At 69.8% G+C, this 20604-nt stretch carries 22 protein-coding genes and 1 tRNA gene; 5 read left to right on the top strand and 18 right to left on the bottom strand.

Annotation, left to right across the window (positions count from 1 at the left end):
* Nucleotides 1-173: 173 nt before the first annotated feature.
* Nucleotides 174-1445, bottom strand: coding sequence for an APC family permease (locus tag ACIP5W_RS20490; protein ID WP_401475175.1), 1272 nt, complete (start codon nucleotides 1443-1445; stop codon nucleotides 174-176).
* Nucleotides 1446-1621: 176 nt separating this feature from the next.
* Here ACIP5W_RS20490 and ACIP5W_RS20485 point away from each other — a divergent pair, with 176 nt between their 5' ends.
* A complete protein-coding gene (locus ACIP5W_RS20485) occupies nucleotides 1622-1888 on the top strand; it encodes a GlsB/YeaQ/YmgE family stress response membrane protein (RefSeq protein ID WP_401475172.1) in 267 nt (88 codons plus the stop codon).
* A gap of 176 nt (nucleotides 1889-2064) precedes the next feature.
* Here the strand turns inward: ACIP5W_RS20485 and ACIP5W_RS20480 are convergent, their stop codons facing one another.
* The gene (locus tag ACIP5W_RS20480) at nucleotides 2065-2553 is read right to left on the bottom strand and encodes a YajQ family cyclic di-GMP-binding protein (RefSeq protein WP_401475169.1); all 489 of its coding nucleotides are present in this window, start codon (nucleotides 2551-2553) and stop codon (nucleotides 2065-2067) included.
* 225 nt (nucleotides 2554-2778) lie between these two features.
* On the opposite strand from ACIP5W_RS20480, the gene ACIP5W_RS20475 reads away from it, so the two are divergent.
* Nucleotides 2779-2860: transfer RNA gene (locus ACIP5W_RS20475), tRNA-Tyr, on the top strand.
* Between the two features lie 174 nt (nucleotides 2861-3034).
* Here ACIP5W_RS20475 and ACIP5W_RS20470 read toward each other — a convergent pair.
* From ACIP5W_RS20470 to ACIP5W_RS20410, 13 genes are all read right to left on the bottom strand, one after another.
* Nucleotides 3035-4414 (bottom strand): tyrosine-type recombinase/integrase, encoded by a 1380-nt coding sequence (locus ACIP5W_RS20470; RefSeq protein WP_401475166.1) that lies wholly within the window; start codon nucleotides 4412-4414, stop codon nucleotides 3035-3037.
* A gap of 59 nt (nucleotides 4415-4473) precedes the next feature.
* Nucleotides 4474-4662 carry a helix-turn-helix domain-containing protein gene (locus ACIP5W_RS20465; RefSeq protein WP_366059640.1) on the bottom strand — a complete coding sequence of 63 codons (189 nt, stop codon included), beginning with the start codon at nucleotides 4660-4662 and terminating at the stop codon, nucleotides 4474-4476.
* Between the two features lie 157 nt (nucleotides 4663-4819).
* Complete coding sequence (locus tag ACIP5W_RS20460; protein WP_401475163.1) at nucleotides 4820-6073, bottom strand: DUF3631 domain-containing protein; 1254 nt, start codon at nucleotides 6071-6073, stop codon at nucleotides 4820-4822.
* Nucleotides 6070-6504, bottom strand: a complete 435-nt coding sequence (locus ACIP5W_RS20455) for a hypothetical protein (RefSeq protein WP_401475160.1) — start codon at nucleotides 6502-6504, stop codon at nucleotides 6070-6072. Before ACIP5W_RS20455 ends, ACIP5W_RS20460 begins: the two co-directional genes overlap by 4 nt.
* A complete protein-coding gene (locus tag ACIP5W_RS20450) occupies nucleotides 6501-7406 on the bottom strand; it encodes a bifunctional DNA primase/polymerase (protein WP_401475157.1) in 906 nt (301 codons plus the stop codon). The genes ACIP5W_RS20455 and ACIP5W_RS20450 overlap by 4 nt, the downstream gene beginning before the upstream one ends.
* A 90-nt stretch (nucleotides 7407-7496) precedes the next feature.
* Complete coding sequence (locus ACIP5W_RS20445) at nucleotides 7497-8774, bottom strand: DNA cytosine methyltransferase (RefSeq protein ID WP_401475154.1); 1278 nt, start codon at nucleotides 8772-8774, stop codon at nucleotides 7497-7499.
* A gap of 90 nt (nucleotides 8775-8864) precedes the next feature.
* The gene (locus ACIP5W_RS20440) at nucleotides 8865-9179 is read right to left on the bottom strand and encodes a hypothetical protein (RefSeq protein ID WP_401475151.1); all 315 of its coding nucleotides are present in this window, start codon (nucleotides 9177-9179) and stop codon (nucleotides 8865-8867) included.
* A gap of 221 nt (nucleotides 9180-9400) precedes the next feature.
* Nucleotides 9401-11512 carry a hypothetical protein gene (locus tag ACIP5W_RS20435; RefSeq protein ID WP_401475148.1) on the bottom strand — a complete coding sequence of 704 codons (2112 nt, stop codon included), beginning with the start codon at nucleotides 11510-11512 and terminating at the stop codon, nucleotides 9401-9403.
* Between the two features lies 1 nt (nucleotide 11513).
* The gene (locus tag ACIP5W_RS20430) at nucleotides 11514-13073 is read right to left on the bottom strand and encodes a hypothetical protein (protein ID WP_401475145.1); all 1560 of its coding nucleotides are present in this window, start codon (nucleotides 13071-13073) and stop codon (nucleotides 11514-11516) included.
* Between the two features lie 79 nt (nucleotides 13074-13152).
* On the bottom strand, nucleotides 13153-13494 hold the full coding sequence (locus tag ACIP5W_RS20425) for an RRQRL motif-containing zinc-binding protein (RefSeq protein WP_401475142.1): 342 nt from the start codon (nucleotides 13492-13494) through the stop codon (nucleotides 13153-13155).
* Complete coding sequence (locus ACIP5W_RS20420) at nucleotides 13494-14501, bottom strand: DUF2637 domain-containing protein (RefSeq protein ID WP_401475552.1); 1008 nt, start codon at nucleotides 14499-14501, stop codon at nucleotides 13494-13496. Before ACIP5W_RS20420 ends, ACIP5W_RS20425 begins: the two co-directional genes overlap by 1 nt.
* Entirely contained in the window at nucleotides 14498-14785 is a 288-nt protein-coding gene (locus tag ACIP5W_RS20415; protein ID WP_401475139.1) for a DUF6303 family protein, read from the bottom strand. The genes ACIP5W_RS20420 and ACIP5W_RS20415 overlap by 4 nt, the downstream gene beginning before the upstream one ends.
* Entirely contained in the window at nucleotides 14785-15048 is a 264-nt protein-coding gene (locus tag ACIP5W_RS20410; RefSeq protein WP_401475136.1) for a DUF6284 family protein, read from the bottom strand. The genes ACIP5W_RS20415 and ACIP5W_RS20410 overlap by 1 nt, the downstream gene beginning before the upstream one ends.
* 819 nt (nucleotides 15049-15867) lie before the next feature.
* Here ACIP5W_RS20410 and ACIP5W_RS20405 point away from each other — a divergent pair.
* Both ACIP5W_RS20405 and ACIP5W_RS20400 read left to right on the top strand, forming a co-directional pair.
* The gene (locus ACIP5W_RS20405; protein ID WP_401475133.1) at nucleotides 15868-16635 is read left to right on the top strand and encodes an XRE family transcriptional regulator; all 768 of its coding nucleotides are present in this window, start codon (nucleotides 15868-15870) and stop codon (nucleotides 16633-16635) included.
* 1 nt (nucleotide 16636) lies between these two features.
* Complete coding sequence (locus tag ACIP5W_RS20400) at nucleotides 16637-17110, top strand: NUDIX domain-containing protein (RefSeq protein ID WP_401475130.1); 474 nt, start codon at nucleotides 16637-16639, stop codon at nucleotides 17108-17110.
* On the opposite strand, the gene ACIP5W_RS20395 is transcribed toward ACIP5W_RS20400, so the two are convergent.
* Together ACIP5W_RS20395 and ACIP5W_RS20390 are read right to left on the bottom strand one after the other, a co-directional pair.
* A complete protein-coding gene (locus ACIP5W_RS20395; RefSeq protein WP_401475127.1) occupies nucleotides 17098-17664 on the bottom strand; it encodes an HD domain-containing protein in 567 nt (188 codons plus the stop codon). The two genes, ACIP5W_RS20400 and ACIP5W_RS20395, sit on opposite strands and share 13 nt — an antisense overlap.
* 1 nt (nucleotide 17665) lies before the next feature.
* On the bottom strand, nucleotides 17666-18127 hold the full coding sequence (locus ACIP5W_RS20390; RefSeq protein ID WP_401475124.1) for a GntR family transcriptional regulator: 462 nt from the start codon (nucleotides 18125-18127) through the stop codon (nucleotides 17666-17668).
* Between the two features lie 376 nt (nucleotides 18128-18503).
* On the opposite strand from ACIP5W_RS20390, the gene ACIP5W_RS20385 reads away from it, so the two are divergent.
* A complete protein-coding gene (locus tag ACIP5W_RS20385) occupies nucleotides 18504-19742 on the top strand; it encodes a DNA cytosine methyltransferase (protein ID WP_401475121.1) in 1239 nt (412 codons plus the stop codon).
* On the opposite strand, the gene ACIP5W_RS20380 is transcribed toward ACIP5W_RS20385, so the two are convergent.
* Nucleotides 19700-20398: a hypothetical protein gene (locus ACIP5W_RS20380; protein WP_401475118.1), complete on the bottom strand. Its 699-nt coding sequence runs from the start codon at nucleotides 20396-20398 to the stop codon at nucleotides 19700-19702. The genes ACIP5W_RS20385 and ACIP5W_RS20380 overlap by 43 nt on opposite strands.
* Between the last annotated feature and the right edge of the window lie 206 nt (nucleotides 20399-20604).

Raw genomic sequence — 20604 nt, 5'->3', positions numbered from 1 at the left:
CGACCCCACCGGGCGTCCCGAATACCCGGCCGGAGCGTCCATACCGCGTAACGGGCCCGGTCATACGGGTCCGAGCCCGGTGTGCTCCGGCGTCACGGGTGCAGCCATGGGGACCACTGCCCCCCCTGCTACGCCACATCCCTGCCACGCGGGCGTCCCGCCCGCCGACGCCCTCACCCGCCCTGCCCGCGGCCTCTCCCCGACCCCACCCGCGCCCGCACCCCGTACGCGGCCACGCCCACCGCCAGCACACCCGCCCCCACGACCACCGAGGTTCCCGGCAGCGCGAACGCCAGGACCAGGCAGCCGAGGAGGCCCACCGCCGGCAGGACCCGCCTCGGCGGGGCCGAATCCAGGGTCCACGCCGACGCGTTGGCCACCGCGTAGTACACCAGCACACCGAAGGAGGAGAAACCGATCGCGCCGCGCACGTCCACCGTGGCGGCGAGGACCGCGACCACCACGCCCACCGCCAGCTCGGCCCGGTGCGGCACCTGGAAGCGCGGATGCACGGCCGACAGCGCGCCGGGCAGATGCCGGTCCCGGGCCATGGCCAGTACGGTCCGTGAGACACCCAGGACCAGGGCCAGTAGCGAACCCAGCGCGGCCACGGCGGCCCCCACCCGCACCACCGGCACCAGCCCCGGCACGCCCGCGGCGCGCACCGCGTCCGCCAGCGGCGCGGCAGCCCGCCCGAGATCCCCCGATCCCAGCACGGAAAGGACGGCGACCGCCACACACACGTACACGGTCAGCGCGATGCCGAGCGCGAGCGGGATCGCGCGGGGGACGGTCCGCGCCGGATCCCGCACCTCCTCGCCGAGGGTCGCGATGCGCGCGTACCCCGCGAAGGCGAAGAACAGCAGACCGGCGGCCTCCAGTACCCCGCCGAGCCCTCCGGAGGTCCCGATGTCCAGCCGGCCGGCGTCGGACTGCCCGGAACCCAGACACACGACGACCACGGAAGCGAGGACCGCCAGGACCACCACCACGATCAGCCGTGTCAGCCAGGCCGACTTGTGGACGCCGCCGTAGTTCACCGCGGTCAGGACCACCACGGCCGCGACCGCCACCGCGTGCGCCTGCTCCGGCCAGACGTACGCCCCGACCGTCAGCGCCATCGCCGCACAGGAGGCCGTCTTACCGACCACGAAGGACCAGCCCGCGAGATATCCCCAGAACGGCCCGAGCCGTTCACGCCCGTACACATAGGTGCCGCCCGAGGCCGGGTACAGCGCGGCCAGACGAGCCGACGACATGGCGTTGCAGTAGGCGATCACGGCGGCGAGCGCGAGTCCGAGCAGCAGCCCGGGGCCGGCGGCACGGGCGGCGGGCGCGAGGGCGGCGAAGATGCCGGCGCCGACCATCGAGCCGAGCCCGATGACCACGGCGTCCCCGACGCCCAGGGTGCGCCGCAGCTCGGCCGCCGATCCGGACTGTGTCATGGGTCGCACCCTACTGAGCTGGGGAACCACCAGGTGCCGCCAGGACGTCGTCCCCGGCGACATCGCACGAAATCGCACGAACGGGCCGTGGGCGACGCGCGGACGCACAGCCTGACCGGAGCGAGATCACAGCACCGGGACGGTGCGGGCACAGCGCGGAAGGGCAGGGTCAGGACATGAGCATCATCAGCTGGATCATTCTGGGGCTGTTGGCCGGGGTCATCGCCAAGGTACTGCTGCCGGGCCGGGACCCGGGCGGCTTCATCGGCACCACCGTCATCGGCGTGGCGGGCGCGTTCATCGGCGGTTGGATATCGGCCCGCTGGCTGGACCACCCCATCACCAAGGACTTCTACGACGGCGCCACCTGGGCGGCGGCGATCGGTGGGTCGCTGGTGCTCCTGATCGTCTACCGCATCCTGTTCGGCAACTCCCGGGACTGACCCGCGAACCCGTCGTTCCGGCGTCGGCACCGAGCTCACCAGCCCATCGGCCGTACCCGTTGTCCGCCCGTCCGCCCGTCCGCCCGTCCGCCCGTCCGCCGGGACGGACGGGCAGAGCGACTGGTGCCGAGGCGCCTGCCCTTCCGTCCCGCTGCCAGGTCCTGGGGAGCCAGGACCTACCGGTAGTTCACGAACTGCAGCGCGAAGTCGAAGTCCTGACCCTTCAACAGGGAGATGACGGCCTGGAGGTCGTCACGGCTCTTGGAGCTGACGCGCAGTTCGTCACCCTGGACCTGGGCCTTGACGCCCTTGGGGCCCTCGTCGCGGATGAGCTTGGCGACCTTCTTCGCGTTGTCCTGGGAGATGCCCTCCTTGATCTCCGCGAAGAGCTTGTACTCCTTGCCGGAGAGCTGGGGCTCGCCCGCGTCCAGCGCCTTCAGCGAGATCCCGCGCTTGATCAGCTTCGACTGGAAGACGTCGAGGACGGCGTTCACCCGGTCCTCGGAGTTCGCCTCCATGAGGATCTTGTCTCCGGACCACGAGATCGAGGCGCCGACGCCCTTGAAGTCGTAGCGCTGGGAGATCTCCTTGGCGGCCTGGTTGAGGGCGTTGTCGACCTCCTGCCGCTCGACCTTCGAGACGATGTCGAAACTGGAGTCGGCCATGTCCTGTGGCTCCTTGATATCGAGGTGCGTATCGGATGCGTGTCGGCGTGTGTGGGCTGCCGTCGAGCCCGGCGTGGGACGCGGGCCGCATCCGGACAAGCCTAGCCACCCGGCCCGGCCGTGGCGGTGAGGAATCCGGGTGGCGAAGCACCCCTCCCCATCGGGTATCGTTTACGTCGTTGCCGGAGAGCACCGCCGAAAAGCGGTTCGACCGGCGGCAAACCCGGCGGTGTGCCCGAGCGGCCAAAGGGAGCAGACTGTAAATCTGCCGGCTCAGCCTTCCCAGGTTCGAATCCTGGCGCCGCCACGCTGAGGGAAGCCCCCTCTGATCAGGTTAATTACCTGTTCAGAGGGGGTTTCTTGTTGTCTCTCCTCGTTCGATTCGTCGCGGACGGGGCGTGGACGTGTCTCACCTCGTACCGCCCGTATCCCACCTTTGATCAGTGCGTGTCCCCCAGGCGTCCCCCGGGGGTGAGCATGGTCACTCCGGCTCGTTCCACTCCCGAAGGGCCGCGTCGATTCGGCTGTTCGCGTGCTCCCGCGTCTGATCGAGCACCTTGGCGTAGACCTTGTGCAGTACCGCGATGCTGTGGCCGGCGCGTCGGGCGCACTCCATCGCATCCACCCCCGAGCTGAGCCAGAACGAGACGCCGGCGTGGCGCAGGTCGTAGGGGCGGCGAGCCAGGAGAGACGCTGTTTCTGCCTCGCTCAGCACGTCTTTCCGGGCCCGCGCCCACACCTCTCCATAACCGGTCTCTTGCAGCAGGCCGCCGCGGTTCGTCCGGAAGAGTCGGCCGTCGGGTGCTACGCCGTGCGCGGCGATGTGCTGCCGCAGCAGACGGACGAAGTGCGGCGGGATCGGGACAGGACGAGAGTCCTTCTTGGCACGGGCCTTGAGGTGGCGTGTCTCATGTGCCGTCCCGTCGTCGGTCCAGTTCCGTCCGGCTCGGACGATCCCTTGGCGCAGGGTGAGCATCCCCCACCCCGTTTCCGGTAGATGGCACTGGCTCACACGCAGGCCGGCCGCCTCAGCCGGACGCATGGCCGCGTAGTACAGACACCCGAAGAACGCTTCCAGGTGCCGCCCACGGGGGCCCTGCTCACGTACCCCTGCCAGCAGTGCGCGGACCTGGCGAGGGTTGGCGACGCTCTCGGGGTCGACTGCCTCCACCGACTTCGGGGCGGTCCACTTCACGGCCGTGATCGGGTTGACCGGCATGGTGAAGTACTGCGCTTCCACGGCGAGACCGAGGACGTCGCTCAGGCAGGCCCTCTTGCGCTTCGCGGTACGCGGCGACGCCTCCTTTCCGTCCAGCCGTAGGGACAGTGCATCCAGGGCCAGACGTACAGTCGCGGGGTCTTCCAGCGCGGAGACCGGCATGGAGTGCTTGGAGATCCAGGCGAGGGCGTGGGCCACATCGTCCGGCGGGGGCTCGCTCCAGCGGTTCCGGTTGTACGCCCACCCGTACAGCGCGCGCCGCATGAGCGCGGTGTCGGGCATCCCCGTCTTGGTCTTCACCAGCGCGGGGGTGATGGTTGCCAGGGCATCGGCGTAGTTCTTCCGCGACTTCGCAGGGGCCAACGCCCACTTCCGGTCGACGTACGCGCGACTGTGCTCGTACCACGTGATGGAGCCCTGTTTGGCGCGCAACTCGGATACGGGCAGGCCCGTTTCCTCGTCGAACTGGTCGCCACACCGCACGGCCGACATGAGTTCCGATCGGCGCCCCTCGGCCTGAACTTTGAGCGTGTAGCTCTTGGAGTGCTTGCGCTCCCCGACCAGCCAGCGCAGGCGGTAGGGCTTCGGGCGGTCCTTGCGAACCTCGATGGAGTAGAGACGAACGTCGTAGGTCAGTGCCATATGAACTCCAGAGGGGCCCGCCGAAAGCGGGCCCCTCGTGTCTCGCGTGTGGGAGGTGGTCAGGCGGCAGCGTCTTCCATGGAGGACCACCACGCGTCGAGATCGGCGCGGCGGCAACGGAGCTGTCCGTTGGGGAGCTTGATGAGCTTCGGAGCCTTCCCCCGGGCGCGCAGCCGGTAGAAGGCGGCGCGGCTCATGTCGATCTCTTCGAGGACTTCGGGGAGCTTGAGCATCTTGGGGCGAGCCATCGTTGCGACTCCTCGGTTTGGCCTTCTGGGGAATCCGCAACATCCGCCACGCCGCAACATTGCTGGTCAGCGGCTTGGATCTGTGGCGGATGCCGTTTCTGTTGCGGATAGGTCCCGCCACGCGGGGCCGCGCGGCGGGACCTTCGGACAGGGCCGGTCAGCCGGCGATACGGAGTGGGCGTGTGTCGGTTTCCGCGAGCATGTGGCGGCTCTCGGAAGGGGTATCCGCCACAGATTCACCCCCGTTGACCTGCGGTGTTGCGGATGTGGCGGATGTTGCGGACTTCTCGGGGTGCGGGGGGCAGTAGCGGGTCCAGGCGTCGCTGAGGTCTTCCGCGTAGTAGCCCTTCGGGGTGCCGCTGCCGACCCGGATGCCGCGGGGCTTGATGGGGGTGTTGTCGGGGCGCACGTACTGGCTCAGGAGCTTGGACAGGCCGCGCGCGGTGAGCGGCTTGATGCTCTGCCCGTCGTCGCTCATGTCGGCCCACGGGGCGTCATCGAGTGCCAGGAGGACTTCGAGGATGGCGGCGGTCGGCATGCGGTCGGCGCCGCAGAACACCTTGTCGCGCAGGTCCGTCAGCAGACGCACCCCCAGCGATGCCTCATCGCCCTGGGATGCGGCCTTGATGAGTGCGACGCAGGCGGCGCGGGCCCGCTCGGGCCAGTGCCCGCCGGCCGCGTCCGCCACCGCCAGCAGCGGCTCCCACACGTCGGCCGGCCGGTCGGTGACGCCCTCGGGCATCTCCGGCCACGCGTTGGCGATCTCGTCGTGAATGGTGGCGGTCCACTCCGCGAGCCGGTCCCGCAGGACGTGTCCCTGCTTCTCGTGGACGCGGCGCCGGTAGGGCTCGCACGTCTCGTTGGGTGCCTTCTTGCGCATGCGGATGATGACCGAGCGGGTCAGGATCGTGTCCGGCAGCGAGCCGAGTCCGGCCATGGCGACCGCGCAGAACGAGTCGAACCAGCCTGCCTTCTGGTCGGAGCCCTCTCCGACGCAGCGCAGGGACTTCGCGCCGCGCCGGTAGCCGGAGTTCAGGAAGCCGCGGACCTCCTCGTTCCCGCCGGCTTTGGGGCCGAAGACGGTGTCGATCTCGTCGAACAGCAGCGTCGGCGTTCCCGCATCGGCAGCGACCAGCCGGAACAGGGCGTTGGCGGAGGCGTTGACGGTGGTTGCCGCGCGCGGCGTGAGTGTCTCGATGATCTCCAGAGCCCGGGACTTCCCCGACCCCGGTTCGGGGCTCAGGAAGGCGATGCGGGCGGTGCCGTCGAGCGCGTCGATGAGGTGGGCGTGCGCGTCCCACAGAGCAACCGCGGTGTAGGCGTGCTCGGTGGGGAAGACGTTGAAGCGGCGGTGGAAGGCTTCGACCTCGTCGAGCAGCGCGGCGCCGTCGATGGCGTTGGTGGTGCTCATGCGGCGGTCCTCCCTTCGGTGAGCGGGGCAGGCGCCCCGGTGCAGGCGGCTTTGTGGGCGTCGTACTCGGCGGCCAGCCCGGCCACCTTGGGCAGGCCGGTGGCGGTGCCGGTCAGCCCGCAGGAGCAGGCGTAGGCGGCGGTGGGGGTCCCGCCGGGCCGCTTGGACCAGCGGGCCCCGTCGTCGTGGTCGCGGTAGAGGGGCGGGGCGTAGATGCGGATACCGGGCCGCTCCGGCGTCGGGTTCTCGCTGCGGCGGCGTGCGGCGCCGGCCGGGAACCGCTTCGAACGGGGAAGGACTGAAAGGACGCCCTGACGGGCGGCGCCTTCCGGCTCGCCCACGGCCGCCGGGTGCACGGCCGGTTGGGCGGGGTGCGGGCCGGTCGCGGCGGGGGTCTGGCCTTCCAAGGGGGAGCGGGGTGGGGTGCTCATGCCGCGTCCCGGGGGCGGGCTTTGCGGATGGAGCTGTCCAGGGCGCTGCGGATGGTGGCGCGGCACTCGGCAGCGGTGAGTCCCGCGGCCTCTCCCGCCCCTTGGAAGGCATCCTCGGCCACGTGCCGGGGGAGGTCGCCCCAGGCGACGAAGCGCCCCACCTTGAACGCGGACCGGTTCAGCGTGATGTTGCGCTGATGCTCCGACGCCCCGGCGACGACCGCGCATTCGGCCTCCAGCGCGGCTAGGGCCGCCCGGTTGCCGTCGACCGCGGGCAGCCGTAGCGGGGCCACCGGCCGGGCGGCGGGGGCCGGTTGCAGCAGCGCCAGCAGCCATTCCGGCAGCGGGGTCGCCGGGACGTCGTCGGCGGCGGTGTAGGGGCCGGTGGGGGTGGTGCTGCCGGCGGCGACGACGTAGCCACCCCAGCCGCGGGTGTCGACCAGCGGGGCGACGGTGCCCGCGGTGTTGCCCAGCCGGATGCCGGGCGGGGCGGTGAAGTACAGGTGGACTCCGCCGCTCGCGGTCCGCACCCGGTAGGTGGCCGGGACGGCGTGGCCGGCGCGCTCGCAGAGCGCTGCAAAGGTTGTCGCGCCGCAAGGCGCGTCCGCACTGCCCTTGTCCTTGGGCACGTCCAGGTCGACGACCAGCAGGCGGGAGGGGCCGGTGGCGATACCGACGTTGTACGCGCCGTGCGACCAGGTGGCGCGGATGCGGTCCGGGGCGCAGGTGGCGCGGTCCTCCCACTTCGCATGGCCGCTCGCGCAGGGCCCGGTGCCGGGACACGTGGTCTCGCCGTGCAGGGCGGGCCGCTTGGTGCCGGGCCGTAAGGGGAAGACGTGCCAGCCGCGTTCGGCGGCGTCCAGCGCGGCGCGCAGCAGCGCGGAACGGGCGTCATGGGTCATGCTGGATACCTCCAACAGGTCTGATGAGGACGGGTTGGGCAAGGGCGGCCCCGCGACTTTGGCGAGACGAGGGGGCCGCCCTTGGCGTGGTCAGGCGATGTCGAGAGCGAGCTGGGCCGGAGCGGGGTCCGCCGCCTGAGGTGCGAGGGTGGCGAGCAGGGTCCGGTAGGCGAGTGCGGCCTGGTGGATGACCACGCCGTTGCCGAGGATCTTGAGCTGGTCGGAGCGGGACAGACCCAGGTCCGGGCTGGTCACCCAGCCGGGATCGGCGCCCATCATCCATTCCACGAACGCCGGTGACAGGCGACGGTTGCCCTTGGCGCCCGGTTCGGTCGGCTCGGGTGCGGGCCGTCCCAGGACCGTCTCCCAGCGGCGGATGGCGGGGCCGTAGTCGGTGCCGTTGGTGGCCACCCACCGGCCGTCCAGGCGGACGGCCGGGCCGGGCAGGTAGTAGTTCCCGGCCGTGTCGCGCTGGTTAGGCCCGCCGTGCGGTCCGTCCGAGGCTTTCGGGGTGGGCAGCAGGTTGACCACCACCTCGTTCAGCGGGCGGGAGTTGACGCCGATCAGGTTGGAGGCGCCGGACTTCCAGTCGCGGGCCGCAGGGGTGGGCAGCAGGGTGACGGCGGTGCGCAGGTTCATCCCGCCCCGCCGTTTGGGGGAGATGCCGGGGCCGCCGGTCCCGTCGGCGGCGGCCGGGGTGGGCAGCAGCGTCAGGAGTCCGTTGGGGGCAGCAAGAAAACCACTTCGTCCTCCAGCGTGGGCCCGTGCCCCCCGGCTTTGCGCTTGTCCGGGTGCTGGGGTCCGCCGTTCCTGCCGAGCTGTGAGGTGGGGGTCTTCAGCAGCGGGATACGCGACGGCGAACCAGCGGTCGCGGCGGTGGCAGGCTCCGACTTCGGGGTCTCCAGCGCGTAGGCACATCCACCGCGCGTCATACCCGATCGCGGCCAGGTCGGCGGCGACGACGTCGAGTCCCCGGCTGCGGATGGCGGCGACGTTCTCCAGGAACACGAGTCGGGGTCGAAGATGGCGAATGGCGTGGGCAACGGTTTTCCACAGTCCGGAGCGGTCACCGGCGATCCCTCCCCGAGGTCCGGCGTTGGAGATGTCCTGGCAAGGGAAGCCGGCGGACAGTGCCGCTGGGCGGGGCAGTGAGGCGGACAGGGCCGCCCAGTCGACCGCCGTGACGTCGCCGACGTTGCGGGCGTGGGGCATGCGGGCGGCCAGCAGCCGGGACGCGGCCGGGTCCTTCTCGGCGACCACGACCGTAGGCAGGCCGGTGACGGCCTCCACGGCCAGGTCCAGCGCACCGGATCCGGTGCACAGGCTGATGTTGCCGCCCTCCAGCGGCGCGGCGGGGCGATGGGTCATGCTGGATGCCTCCAACAGGTCTGATGAGGACGGGTTGGGCAAGGGCGGCCCCGCGACTTTGGCGAGACGAGGGGGCCGCCCTTGGCGTAGCTAGGCGCCTTTGCTGCGGGCGAGTTTCAACGTGATGCCGCCGATGCCGATGGGCCCGGCGGCGCCGACGATGACGGTGGCGGTGTGGGCAACGGTGTCGAGCAGGGCACAGAGGGCGGCGACCAGTCCCCAGCCGCCGGCGACGGTAGCGCCGGCGATGGCGAACGGGATGAGCAGGCGCCGCCACGGAATACCGGCCGTGGTGGTGTCGTGGACGACGACCACGACGGGCTGTCCGGTGGCCTGCGCACGACGGTAGGCGTCGGCGGGGATGTGCGGGGCGATGGTGCCGGGCGGGGTGCGGTGGTGGTCCATTTGGGGCTCCCTCGGGGTGAGCCGCGGGCCTGCGCCGAAGGTCGGTGCGGGCCCGTGCGGGTGGGGGTCGGCTTGTCGCGTTGCTTGTCGTCTTCCTTGTCGTGCGGCTTGTCGCTTGTCTTGTCTTGTCGCTTGTCGCCTCCCAGGTCACAAGCCGTTTCTGGTCCTCTGCGGGCCGGAGAGTGGCTCTTGCCTGGGGCGGGCTGACAGGCGACAAGCGATCAGTCCTGCGGGGGTTGTCCGTCGGAGTGGTGGCGGTGGACGTAGCGGGTCTTGGTGCCTTCCCCGACGCGTACGGCGGTGCCGTCGTCCACCCAGGCCTTGAGCCATCCGACGACCGTCTGTCGGGTGGTGCCGTAGTCGTCGGCGAGGGCGCGGGCGATGGCGGATGCTCCCGTCCCGTCCGGCCCGGCGGCGATGAGGACGTTGAGCGCGGCGCGCTGCGCGGGGTTGTCCTGCTCGCCCCGCAGGGCCGACAGGTTCAGCCCGCCCGGCCGGGCCGGCGGCGCCGCGGGGCGAGCGTCGGGGTCGGGGGCGGTGCCGAACTGGGCGTCGATCTGCTCGCGGAAGCGGCGCGCCAACTCCTCTTCCTCCGACACCGGCGCCTGCTCGCGCAGGGCGGACAGGTTCAGTCCGCCCCCGGCCGGCCGCGGCCCCGCGTCGGGGCGCGGGCCGGTGGCGGCGGTGGTGTGGTCGCGCATCCACGCGGTGCGCCCTGCGTCCCAGCGCCGCGCGTACTCCGGGCCCGCGGCTGTGGCGGACACGGTGTCGAGGTGGGGGTGGCGGTCGGAGGTGGCGGCGATGATGTCGCGGATCTGGTTGGGCAGGATCCGCCACGCCTTGAACAGGGCGGCCGGGGATTCGGGGGTCCCCATGAATCCGGCGCCCTTGTAGGGGGCCTGGTCGACGCGCAGGCCGCGAGTGCCGGGGAACATCTTCCCCAGGTCCATGCCCTCGGTCTCACCGCCGGTCAGGGCGACGCGCACCTTGGCCTCCCGGCGGATCATCAGGTTGCCCAGCACCGCCCCGGTCGCCCCCAGGGCGGTCAGCACGGTGCGCACCCCCATGGCGCGGGCGATCCGGATGACCTCCAGGATCTTCTCCGCCAGCTTGCGCATCGCCCGGTCCGAGGAAGCCAGGATCTCGGCGCCCTCGTCGATGACCAGCATGATCTGCGGAATCTGTCGGCTGACCGGCAGCAGATCGGTGTTCGCCTGCGCGAGCAGGTCCTGGTAGGCCATCTTGCGCTGCTTGGCCACCTTCACCGCCGCGTCCAGCATGAGGACGGCTTCGTCGTAGGTGCCGGCGAGCCAGTCGATACCCGGCCGGACCGGCTTGCCGTCCTCCCGCGTCAACTGACCGTTGAGCGCGGGCAGCACCCACGGCAGACCGGCCGATCCGGCGTTGAGGTCGATCACCCACGTCAGCACGTCCTCGGCGCGGGCGAACCCGGCCAGGATCGTGTGCACCATGTTGGTCTTGCCCGACCCGGTCGGACCGACCACCAGTGCGCACTGCTCGCGCAGGTAGGTCAGGACGTTCTCCGCGTTGGTCCGGTACCCCCACGGAATGCCCGACAGCAGGGACAGGGGGGCGTAGTCGGTGGGGTAGGTGCGTTCCTCCATCAGCACGTTGACGGTGGTCACGTCGACGATGACGCGGCCCTGGTGGATGCCAGGGGAGGCGACCGCGGTGCAGCCGTGCGGCAGCCGGGCATCCGCGGACAGGCGGGCGGAGTCCTGCGCGATGCGGTCGTAGGTGATCCCGCCGGCCGGTTCGAGGTCGAGGGAGTAGCCGGCCCCGGTCGGCCACTGCTCCACCCCCAGCACCCGCACGGTGATGCCGCAGATCCGCTGAATGCGCTCCACCCATTCCGCGGCGATCGCCCGGCGCTCCGCGGACAGCTCCGCGGCGATCTGCCGCTGCTCGGCCGCAAGGGCTTCTTCCTCGCGTGCTTCCTCGAAGAGGGCGGTGGAGCGGGCGGCGGCGCCGATGCCGATGCCGATCGTGGCCAGCGACCCGAGGGCGGCCCAGGTGAGCGGGCCGTGCGTCATGGCCCACGTCGTCCAGCCGGCGCCGATGAGCCAGGAGGCGGCGCGGGTGGCCAGGGTGCGGCCGGCGTTGCGGATGCGGAGTCCGGCGACGGTGTGGCCGATCGCGCCGGCGGCGCCGGCGGCCAGGGCCCAGCCGGGCGGCATGGCGGTGGCGGCGCCGGTGGTGGCGAGGGCGAAGGCTCCGGTGGTGGCGGACAGGGCGCCGGTCACGGGTCCGTGACCGGCGCTCCAGTCCAGCACCGGGCCACTGCTGGTGTGCTTCGTGGCGGTGCTGCTCATCTCAGACGTTCCAGCCCTTCTCTGCCTGGTGGCCGTTGCGGGGGTCCTCGTGGCGGGCGATGTCTTGGGCGTGGACGCGACGGAAGACGGCGGGGAGTTCCTCGGCGCCCTCGGCGGCCTTGCGCAGCAGCTCGTGGATGTCGTTGAAGCCGCCCGCGACTTCCTTCTCCAGCGGGAACTCGGAGTCGGAGCGCTCGGCGAGGATCTGCATGACGTGCGCGATCATGCGCAGCGCCTCGGGCAGGCCTTCGACCATGGCGAGGATCTCCATGCAGCCGTCCGGCTCGTACAGCAGCGCGGCGGCCTGCATGTCGGTGGCGTGCTCCTCGAACTTGAAACCGGACACAGACGGTCCTCCCTCAATGCCGGACGTGCTCGGGATGGGTGCGGGGGTGCTGGCGGCAGGCCGCTCGACCTGATCGGCGATGCCCTCGGCGCCATCGGTGGCAGCCGCGGCCTCCGCGTCGCGCTGCTGCGCGCGGATCGTCTCGTCCCGCGCCGCCCGCTCCTCGGCGGCGGCCCCGGTGAGGCGGCGGTAGAGGCGGCGGCCGGGGTGGACGAGCCAGGGCAGGTTGAACTTGCGCCCGATCGGACTGGTCAGGAACCCCAGCAGGCCGAGCGGGAGGGCGAGCAGCGCGGCCAGCAGGCGGCGCCGGTGGAAGCGGGCCGCCGACCGGCGCAATGCCTGACGGGCGGCCTTGCGGGCGGGCGCCTTGCGCAGCACGTTCCGCTTCGCGTCCACCTGTCGGCCGGCCGCGGCGTCCCGCTGCGCCCGCTGCTTGGCCACGGCCGCATCCCGCAGGTTGCGCACCTTGCGCCCGGTACCGCCCAGCAGGCGCCCGACCGGACTGCCCTTGCCGCCCGACCGGTGCTTGCTGCCGGGGGTGTGGGAGTTGCGGCGGGCGTCCGCGACGGCGTGGCGGGCCGCGGTGGTCTGGGCCCGGCGCTCGGCCCGCGAGCCGCCCGCGGCCTGCTGCGCGGCCCGCAGCGCCTTCACCTGCCCGGCCCGGCTCGCGGCCTTTCCGAACCCGGAGCGTTGTCCGGCCCGGCCCTGCGACGCGCGGCCCGACTGCCCGCCGGTGCCGGTTCGGCCCGTCGTGCTGGTGGCCGGGCCGGTGTGGCGGGCAGTGGAGCCGCGGCGGTGCTGACCGGGCACCCTGCCCGACCCGCCGGTCCCGGAGCGGGCCCCGCGGTGTCCAGTAGCGCGGTTGCCGCTCGTCCCGGCGGCACGGGCCGCCGCGGCCCGGCCGGCCGCGCGGGCGGCGGACCGCCGTGCCTCGCGGCGCGGGTTCGGCTTGCGGCTGCGGGTGGCGGCGGCCACCCCGAGGACGACGGCGCCGGTCGCGGCGACGACCGCGGCGATCGGACCGCCGGCCAGGGAGGCGGCGGCAACCATGCCCACGGTCGTGTTCGTGCCCGACAGGGCGAGCGGAACGACCGGCCAGCCACCGGGCGTGTGGTCCACCTCCGCGACGGCCGGGGCCGGGGCGGGGGGTGCCTGCGGGGGCGGGGTGTCCGGCGGTGCCGGAACGGCTACCGGTTCGATGCTGACTTCCGTCATGCTGCTTGCACTCCTCTTGGGGAGTAGGGCCCGGCCGGGGCTGTAGGAGGTTGTCGGCCGGGCCTGCTGATGTGGGGTTTCAGGCGGCGCGCTGTTCGTCGTCGGGGTAGGCGCAGGGCACGCACGTGCCCAGCTCCGCGGGGATGACGTAGCCGGCATTCCGGCGGCACTGCGGGCACCTGCGGCGGGCGGCGTTGGCCTTGGCCAGGGCCGCCCATCGGGCCGGGGTCATCGGCCGGACCGGCTTCGCGTTGTCGACGCGGTAGAGGTAGGCGACCAGCGGCGGGCGGCGACGGCGCGGGCGCTCGATCTGCGCGGCCACGTCCTGACCGCCCGGCCGCAGGTTCATCGCCCGCAGTTGACGGCGGGTGGCCAACCCCTGCGGCGCAAGCCGCCAGGGGTAGGTGGGGAGGGTGGCCATCAGCGGCTCACGATCGCCAGTTCCGCACCGCCAGCGTCCGCGCCGCGGTGCTCGGCGTAGCGGGCGGAGACCCACCCCACCGACCAGCCGCACAACTCGGCAGCGGCGCGCACCGGCAGGCCGGCGTCGAACGCGGCCCGCACTGTCTGGCGGGCCCGGTCCTCGGGGAACTTCTCGACGGCCGGGCCAGCGGCCAGCAGGGCGGCGCGTTCACGCTCGGCCCGCTCCTCCCGCTCGGCCCGTTCACGGCGTTCACGCTCCACGCGCTCCCGGCGCTCGCGTTCGCGTCGCTCGGCCGCTTCGCGCTCGGCGTGTTCACGCTCGCGCTCGCGTTGTTCACGCTCGCGTTCACGGCGGGCGCGCTCTTCTCGCTCGGCCCGTTCCCGGGCCTCTTCGCGCTCGCGCTCCTCACGGCGGGCCCGTTCCTCCCGCTCGGCCTGTTCGCGGACGAGGGCGGCTTCGTGTTCACGCTGTTCACGCGCCAATGCGGCGGCGTGCTCGCGCTCCTCGCGGGCCTGCCGGTGGGCGGCTTCGGCCCGCTCCCGCGCCGCCTGCTCGGCTGCCTCGCGCTCGGCCCGTTGCTGGGCTTCCCGCGCGGTGACGGCGGCGGTGATGGCGCGGCGGTAGGCCAGGCCGGTCTCCGCGGTGACGATCAGCAGCAGCGGCGCGACCGCATGCACGGCCACGCCCACCAGGTCCCCGGCCAGCGCGGAATCGGCGACATTCAGGGCCAGCGTCATGCCCCCGGTCATCCACCGCAGGACCACCGGCCACCGCCCGCCGTGCCCACCCAGGCGGGCCAGAACGGCATCGAGGCGGACCACGATGACCACGGCCGCGTCCACGACCAGGGGCAGGATCGGGGCCGTCCAGTCCCACTCGGGCGGGGTGTGCGCCGCGGCGAGCGGGGTGACGGTCAGGATCGAGTACAGCATCGCGCCGGCCACGATCAGCCAGGTGCCGACCGACAGCGCGCGTTCTGCCGAACGGATCGGGTCGCCGTTCACGCGTCCGCCCCCGTCCATGAACGCACCTGAACGGCGGCGATCAGCATCACCGCAGAGGCCGGGTCGTCGGGGCCCTCGAAGTCCTCGGTCCACCGCCACTCAGAGCCCGGCACCGGTTCGAAGCCGAGCACGCTGAGCGCGTTCACGCGCTCCAAGAGCGTCGGCACCGGAGCGGCCCGGTCAAAGCTGTACTCCGGCCACCGGGCGGTGGTGTTCATCAGGACCACGTACAGGCGCCAGCGCCCCTTGTATACGGACATCTGCGCCGTGAACTCCCGCGCCATCACGCCACCACCGGCTCGTCGGTGCCGCCCTGGTTGGCCAGGTCCCGCCGCGCGGCCAGCGCCCGACGGCGGGCCCGGCGAACGCGGCGGGCGTCCAGCTCGCTCGGCGTGCGGTCCAGCGTGGCGATCTGCGCGTCGATCAGGTCGACGTCCGCGAGGATCACGGGCATCTCCAGCTCGATCGCGTCCAGCTCCGCGGCCGTCGGTTCCATGAAGTCGGCGAACGCGGTAACAGCGTCCTGAACAGTCACGATGTGGTTCATGGGTCGTGGTCTCCCTAGCAGGTGGAACGGCCCGAATGCGGCTCCCGGGGTGCCACCCGGGAGCCGCTCGCCGTTGAAGTCGGATGATCCGGCTCCCCGCGCTCCCGTCCGTACGTCCTCACGCAGCGCGGGAACGGACGGGCGGGAGAGGCAGCCGGCCGCAGCGCCAGCGCTGCGAGACCGAGGACGGACCGGGCTTGCTGTGCGGGCGCCGCCGGCCGGTCCGTTGCGGCGGCGCCTTGGTATTCGTCGGTTCACACCGACCCCCAACTGATCGCAGGGACACGGCTTTCACCGGTGCTCCGTTGCCACGGGGCACCGGTCCCGAGCCGGGAAATCGGGCGCGTCATCGTCGCTGCTCTGACGCCAGCAGGGCGGCGCGTACCAGGTGGCAACCTCGGGGTTGACCTCCAGCGATGGAGGGATGATCCCCGGGGCTGTTCTCCAGTGCTGACACGCGGGGCAGGACTGGTTCTCCTACCGCTAAGGGGCCGCCGACGGCCGTCACCCGGGCCGTTGCGGGGGCGGGACTTTCACCCCGCCAACTCGTCACTCTGTTGAGTTCTCAACCAGCACGCGCTCGCTTCGTACTCACCCGCAGGGGGCTTTCCTCCGGACGCTCTTTGCAGTACCTGTTTTACAGGTACTGCATGGTGAGCTGTCAAGCGTGCCGTCGGAATCACTTGGTTCTTCGCCGGGACGTCTTGACGCGTTCTCAGAATCCCCCCAGCTCAGGGGAGTTGGTCACCCCATCCGTGGACAGCTACGGGACTTCTGGCTACGGTCGAGAAGTCCCTAGAAGTCCCTCAGGGGGTGCAGATGTCGAACGAGCGTTTACGTTCCGCTCTCCTGGCCCGCGGCATGACCGTGCAGAACCTGGCTGAAGTGATCCAGGTGAACCCCAAGACGGTGGAACGCTGGATCACTCAGGGCAAGGTGCCGTACCGGCGCCACCAGTACGCGACGGCGGCAGCGCTCAAGGTCGACGTGACCTCGCTGTGGGAGGACGGCCGAACCGTTGACAGCGCGGCGGACCTGACAAAAGCCGAGATTGCGACCGTCTACCCGCACCGGCACACGGTGCCGACCGGGCTGTGGCGAGAGCTGTACAAGCGCGCTGATCGAAACCTGGACGTGCTTGTCTACTCTGGGCTGTTCCTCTCTGAAGACCCTCTGTTCCACGACCTGTTGAGAGCGAAGGTGGAAGCGGGGGCGCAGGTGCGGATTCTGCTCGGTGATCCCGGATGCGCGGCCGTCCGACAGCGCGGCATCGACGAGGGACACCAGATCATGGACGGCAAGATCCGCAACGCTCTCGTGCTGTACCGGCCCCTCATGCGGAGTCACCCCGGCATCGGCTTCCGGCTGCACGAATCGACGCTCTACAACTCCATCTATCGGGCCGATGACGAGATGCTCGTCAACCCGCATGTCTACGGGATCGGCGCGTACATGGCTCCCGTCCTGCACTTGCGACGACTCCCGGGTGGGAGCCTCTTCGACACGTACGCGCAGAGCATCGACCACACTTGGGAGCGCGCCAGACCAATCACTGACCAGGACGTAGCGAGCATCACGGGAGCCTGACATGGGCCGTACTGACTACCTGCACGACCCCGACGCACCGCCGGCCAACTCCGTCGTGCCGTCAGTCGTTGCGTTCGTGCAGAACGATGTTGGGCAAGTGCTGATGATCCAGCGGTCCGATAACGGGCGCTGGGCACTTCCCGGTGGCGGTCACGATGTGGGTGAATCCATCAGTGACACCGTCGTGCGGGAAGTCTGGGAAGAGACCGGCATCTGGGCGGAAGTGGTCGACGTGTCAGGGCTTTACACCGACCCCGGGCACGTCATGCAGTACGACGACGGGGAGGTCCGGCAGCAGTTCAGTATCTGTTTCCGCGCGCGGCCGGTCGGTGGCGAACTGCGCACGAGTGACGAGACGACTCAGGTCCGCTGGGTCGACCCAGCGGACCTGAAGGCGTTGGACGTACACCCCACGATGCGGCTGCGGATCGAGCACGCCATGGACCGCACGCGGACGGCGCCCTACATCGGCTGACGCTTCGCGGTGGCGACTCGCTCGAGAACACGGCATGTGCAGGCGAGGATCTCCGGCTCGGCCCGGCGGATGAACTTGCCGATCAGGCTGTCTGGCCCGTAGCGGCCGGTGATCTCGTTGATTCGGTCGACGGGATTGGTCGGCGTGCCGTCCGGGGTCGTGTTCATGTCGCAGTAGCAGAGCGCGTCATTCAGACGCTCGCTCTCACGGGGGAACTCACCCGTCAGTTCTGCGTGCAGCCCGCGGGCTTCTGCCTCAAGCCACGAGCAGGAGTGGTGAGCGACCAGGTTGATCACTCGTTCATCGGCGCCGGCCACGTCCCTGAGGTAACGCGCACCGTCCAGCGGGTGAAAGCCTGTCTTGGCCAGGTCCGGCGCATAGCCGATGTCGTGCAGCACCGCCGCGGCCTCCAATAGGTCCGCGTCCTGGTCGAGAATGAGCGCGATCGTACGGGCTCTCTCAGCGACCCCAAGGCAGTGCTTCCAGCGCCGCGGCAGCGGCTCGGAAAGCAGTGACTCAGCCAGGGGATACGCCCACTCCGTCAACGTCGGCAAGCTAGGAACGCTCCTCTCGCGCCGGCAGGGCGCGGACCGTCCGCACTCTGCCCTGTCCTCCCCCCGCCAGCACGCCGGCGGCTTCCAACTTCTCCAGCGCCTTGGTCACGGTGGGACGTGACACCCCGAACCGTTCGGCCAGGGCTGAAGCGCTCGGGAACGCTTCCCCCACTTGGAGTTCCTCAGTCGTGATGACGTCTGCGATCCGCTGATCGAGCGGGCGTCGGTCGATACGCGCGCCAGCGCGCACGACACGCCACCGCTCGCCCGGCACCGGTTCGGCCATGCCTTCCTGACGCAGCACGCCGAACGCACGGAGGGCGACCCCGCGCGAGACCTTGTGGTCGCTCATCACCTCAGCCAGAGACGGAAGCTCCGTCATGGACGGGTCGTCCTCGATCCGCCTCTTCACTGAGTCGGCAATCTTCAGGAAGGTCCCCCGAGGGTTGGCCTGCTGTGACACTCGCTCTCCCTCTCCGCTCGCCCGGCGTCACCCCAAGACTCCCACGACTCGCCACCGTCGCGGAGGCGTCGCGACGGCAAGAAACGGCGCAGGGGGACCGGTTTTAGGCGTGGTCTCGACTTGCTCTCTGATGTCCCGGAACCGTCGATGACGCGGCTACGAATACAGGCGCGCTGCGTGTGCATCCAACCGTCTCGCGAGGTGGATGGGCGGTGACTCTGGCTTACTGCCGCTGGTGACGTGGCGCCTAACCCTTCGCGGCCATCTTGTGGCCAGGAACGGTACGGGGAAGCACCCAGGAGGGTATATGAGCAGGTCAGACGCCCGTCGCAGCACACAGCTGACAAATGCTCTTGCGTCTCGTAGGATGCACGGCATGCCCGAGCGCCCCATCCAGCAGCACAGCCTCTTTGACACCTCTATCGAGTCCGAGGTGGCTGAGGGGCCAATCGTGCCGAGCAGGATCCGCAGCACCTCCCCTTTTCACCAGCCTCGTGATCTGACGGAGGCCCAGCGGGAGAAGTTCCGACAGATGTCGCGGGAGTCCCGAGAGGCCCGACGTTCAGCGCTCGCCGGCGAAGGCCCAGCTCCTCTCCATGAAATCAACATTCCGAAATTTCACCCCCTAGACCTCATGCCGGAGCGGGACGGGAAGGGGCTATCCGCACTTTCCTTGTTCAGCGGCGGCGGGGGGCTCGATCTTGGAGTCGAGCGCGCTGGCTTCAGCCATACGGCGTCTTTCGAGATCATGTCCGAAGCCGGTGACACGCTTCGGAAGGCACGAAGTGATTGGGCTGTCTTCAGCGGCGAGACAGACGGCGACGTACGGCGAGCCAACTTCAAGCAGTGGCGCGGTGAGGTGGACCTGCTCCATGGTGGACCGCCCTGTCAACCGTTCTCCAACGCTGGACGCCAAAAGGGTCACTTGGACGAGCGAGACATGTGGCCGCAGTTCGTCAGGGCCGTGAAGGAGATTCGCCCTGCGGCGTTTATCGGGGAGAACGTTCCGGCGCTTGCCAGCCCTAAGTTTTCAGAGTACGTCTCTACGAGCATTATGGCGCCATTGTCGGGCAGCTATCACATTCAGAAGATCATTCTGCAGGCGAGCGACTTTGGAGTTCCGCAGGTCAGGCGAAGAGTATTCTTCATCGGCTTCCGGACGAAGAAGATGGCTAATGCGTGGAAGGCTCCCCAACCCACCCACTACTGGGGGGATGCATCTATCACGGGAGGTGAGCGATGCATGGGCCTCCGGGAAGCCCTGGGCCTCCCGGATATCGGCGTTGACGACCTCTCCCCGACCATTCGCAGCAGCTTGACTGGACCGCGCCACACTACCTCGATCCTTAATAGCGTGGCAGCGCAACGCAAGTTTGAAAGCCTGCAGATTTGGCCTAACGGGGTCGCTGCCGATCGTGCTTCCGCACGAGCCTTCGTGGCCAAGAATGGCCACTTTCGCCTGTCGGTTCCTGATGTTGCGCTGATCCAGGGCTTCCCTGAAGATTGGCCCTTTGTTGGGGCCACATACATGGCCCTAGGCCAGATCGGCAACGCCGTGCCACCGCCACTTGCTTACGCTGTGGCCTCATCCGTGCTCGACGTGCTCTCCAAGTAGGCGCGCACAAGATTACGCAAGGTGATTGCTGGCTCTGTCGTGATTCTCGGAAGCTTCTCGATATAGGACAGTGGGATGTGCGGGTTGTTGAGTGTGGCGCCACGAGACATGACGTAGTAGGAGCGCGATCGCATTATTTCGACCATGCGATCCAGTGAGTAACGCAGCTCCCTACCTACTGACAGATCCGCAGCTTCCACATATTGTGCTGCTGTCCACTGATTCTTCATAATCAATTTGGCCTCTTCTTTGGTGTAGAAATCTTTCTCACCGAAGAGGTTGGTCACTGAGTCGACGGAAATACCGCGCATGGCGTGCTCAGCCAGCTCGACGTCCGGACGAACGTACCTTTCCTTGCTGGAAATCCAAGGAGCCATGTCATCCGGTGACGCATAGTAGCTGTGCAGGAGGCGAGTGCCAGTTCGGTTGTATACGCCGAAAATCCAGTGGATGTTCTTCCACTTGGCAAAGTGATTGGGCCCGAGATCGCGCACAGTCGATACGCCCTTACTCGTGGCCGACTTAAGCTCAAAAGCCACTGTCTGGCCGTCAATGGTCAGATAGGCATCGATGTCTGACCTCTTCCGGTCCTCCGGTACCTCAAGGTTGAACCGGTCGATCATCTGGTTCTCGCGCTGGTCGTCCTGAACGCTCATGATCGCATGATGGCACCCTATGCAGCCTGATGAGGCCAGGTTGCATATACGCCCCACATTACCTATTTGTGCTCTTTTGGGTGATTGGCGTGGCGTGATGTGAAAAGGGTCGTCTAGCCTTCGACGGATCATGCAGTGGCTCTGCCTTGACAGGCGCGTGGACCATTGGTGGACAGGGCGTCCTCGCCAGGGCGCGACATCCCCCT

The organism is Streptomyces sp. NPDC088766 (assembly GCF_044750845.1).
GTDB lineage: Bacteria > Actinomycetota > Actinomycetes > Streptomycetales > Streptomycetaceae > Streptomyces.
Note: the sequence above shows the minus strand (reverse complement) of the source record. Positions and strands in the feature narration are given on the sequence as shown.